Origin of the sequence: Sulfuricurvum sp. MLSB (assembly GCF_000747095.1) — a bacterium.
GTDB lineage: Bacteria > Campylobacterota > Campylobacteria > Campylobacterales > Sulfurimonadaceae > Sulfuricurvum.
In genome coordinates this window covers 62660-65077 of the sequence record NZ_JQGL01000041.1, presented here as the reverse complement: position 1 = coordinate 65077, position 2418 = coordinate 62660, and the positions used below count along the sequence as shown (strand labels likewise).

Below are 2418 nucleotides of genomic sequence, written 5' to 3'. Positions count from 1 at the left end.
AGGCGCTTGTGGTGGGTGGTGACGACGATCTTCTGTCCCCGCTTGATCAGCTCGTCAAGGACGATGGCAAAGAGGGCCGCCGCCTCGTCGCTGTCGGTCCCCAGCTCGATCTCGTCCACCCCGATCAGGGCGCTTTTGTGCTCGAAGAGGTGGGCAAACTGCACCATCCGTCCGGCAAACGTCGAGATGTCGTTGCCGACGTTTTGGGGGTCGTCGATGACGGCCTCGATGCGCTTGAAACTCCCGATGCGCGATTTGTGGGCGTTGAGCTTCATCGGGATCAGGTATTTGGCCATCGCGCACGCGCTGAGGATCGATTTGAGCAGCATCGTTTTTCCCCCCGCGTTGACCCCGGTGATGAGAAGGAGGTTCCCTTTGAACGCGATGGAGACCGGTTTGGGGTTGTGGAGGGCCGGATGGGCGAACTCCTCGAGGACGATCGCGTCGTCGCAGGAGGGTTTCATGATCGCGTAATCGCGGGAGCGGGCGAAGAGGACGCGCGCCTGATAATGGTCGAAGCGGTCGAACTCGCGATCGATAAACCCGATGAAGGGGATCAATCCGGCAAGCTTGGTGCTGAAGCGTTTGGCGTATTCGTACAATGCGGCGTCGCGCTCCTGCAAGACGTAGCGTAGCTGTTCTTTGGAACGCAACAGCGCATCGGGGGCGACGTAAAAAAATCCCGCTCCCGTCCGTGCGATGACGGAGCCTTTGAGGACGTGGTTGAATCCTCCGCGCACGAGCAGACACTCTTCATCGTGAATGTAGTGAATCTGCGTGTCCACGAGATAGGCGGTAAGCTTTTGGGTATGCAGCAGCCGTTTCATCGATTCGGCAATCTCGGTTTTGATCGCCTTGACCCGCTGTGCGATTTTGTACAGCTCCTCGTCGCGCGATTCGATAAACTTGCCCGATTCGTCGAAATACTCGTCGATCTCCCCGAACCCTTCAGGGATCACAATCGTGTTCATCCACTCCCCGATCAGACCCGGATAGCCCTGATTGCGCAGCGTGCGAAAGTAGCGGACGACCTTGAGAAGTTCGAAAATGTCCTCGAACCGCAGCACCCCTTGCTTTTTCAGATGATTGAGAATCGTCTCAAATCCGACGCTTTTGGGCGGGGCTTTAAACTCCAGCGCATCGAGCGCTTCGATGTAGCGGTAATGGCGTTCCTGATCGCCGGGGATCGCGATGTTCTGGGGACGGGAGAAGAAGTGTTCCAAAGCTCCCAGATGGGGAAGAAGATCGAGCTTTCCGAACAGCTCGGCGAGGTTGGGCGACAGACGGTTCATTCGCACTCGCGGGCGTTGAAAATCTGCTGATAATGGCGGGTTCCTTTGTTGCCGACGAAGCTCTGCGTCCCGACGCTGTAGCCGAACGTCGTGGCGTTCACCTCCACACCGTTGCACACGAGGGGCTCGCCGCTGCGGTATTTCTGCTCGATCGCGCTCACCTGTTCGCGATCGCGATCCGCCGCAATGTTATAGGCAATGGCGCCGCTGATGAGAAGGGCAACGATTCCGGAAATGATCGCTTTTTGTGTGCCGCGAAGCTCCGTGAAATAATGCATCCACGCAAACAAAAGTGCAACGATCCCGAACCAGAGTACGTATCCCATGGCTTATTTCGTCCCTCGGAGCTGATAGGTCAGATCGCCGGCGCCGAAACCGACGATAAGCCCTTTGTCATAGGTTTTGGCAACGCTTTCGCCGATCAGGGCTTCGATCGTGTCGCCTGTACGGTGAAGTTTATCCGCCATCGTGAGGTCATAGCGTTTGAACCGCTCTTCGAAATCGATCTCACGAGGTTCTTCACTCGCTGCCCATACGGGGAGGATGACCAGCTCGTCGCACCCTTCGAAACACTCGACAAACGCGTCGAGATTGTCGATGGTACGGGAGTATTTATGAGGCTGCCAGATGGCGATGATGCGGTCGAACCCTTTGAGCTTGGCATAGGTTTTGAGCGATTCCATCGTCGCTTTGATCTCGGTCGGGTGGTGGGCGTAATCGTCGATAATGACCCGTTCAGTCCCTTTGAAAATCACGTCGAACCGTTTTTTGATCCCTTTGAAATGCAACAGGTTGGCACGGATCGCCGCGACGCTCATCGTCTGCACCGCAGCCAAAATAGCGAGGGAAGCATCCATCGCGATGTGTTCGCCGAATCCCCATACTTCAAACTCGCCGAGATTTTTGAGGGTGAAGCGGGTGTAGGGTTCGTCGTCGATCAGGATATAGGTAATGTTGCTGATGTCCTGACTGGGATAAAGACGGATCGCGTCGCACTCCAGCGTCGCCATAAACGGATCTTCCGCGTTGATCACACGAACCGGCGCCATCTCGATAAAACGGCGGTAGGCGTTATGAAACTCGTCGAGGTTGTAGTGGTAATACTCCATATGCTCAGGCTCGGCAT

At 56.1% G+C, this 2418-nt stretch carries 2 protein-coding genes and 1 pseudogene; all 3 read right to left on the bottom strand.

Features of this window, described 5'->3' with window-relative positions; all coding sequences use genetic code 11:
* A pseudogene (locus JU82_RS04720) lies at nt 1-1292 on the bottom strand (endonuclease MutS2); the annotation flags it as partial.
* Nucleotides 1289-1618 (bottom strand): hypothetical protein, encoded by a 330-nt coding sequence (locus tag JU82_RS04715; protein WP_037947120.1) that lies wholly within the window; start codon nt 1616-1618, stop codon nt 1289-1291. The pseudogene JU82_RS04720 and the gene JU82_RS04715, both read right to left, overlap by 4 nt.
* Nucleotides 1619-1621: 3 nt before the next feature.
* Nucleotides 1622-2418 (bottom strand): cyanophycin synthetase (locus JU82_RS11760; RefSeq protein ID WP_037947117.1); only part of this gene is annotated, 797 nt, incomplete at its 5' end.

Coding starts and splice junctions, on each gene's coding strand:
- JU82_RS04715 (WP_037947120.1), bottom strand. CDS start 1,618: ATGGGATACGTACTCTGGTTCGGGATCGTTGCACTTTTGTTTGCGTGG.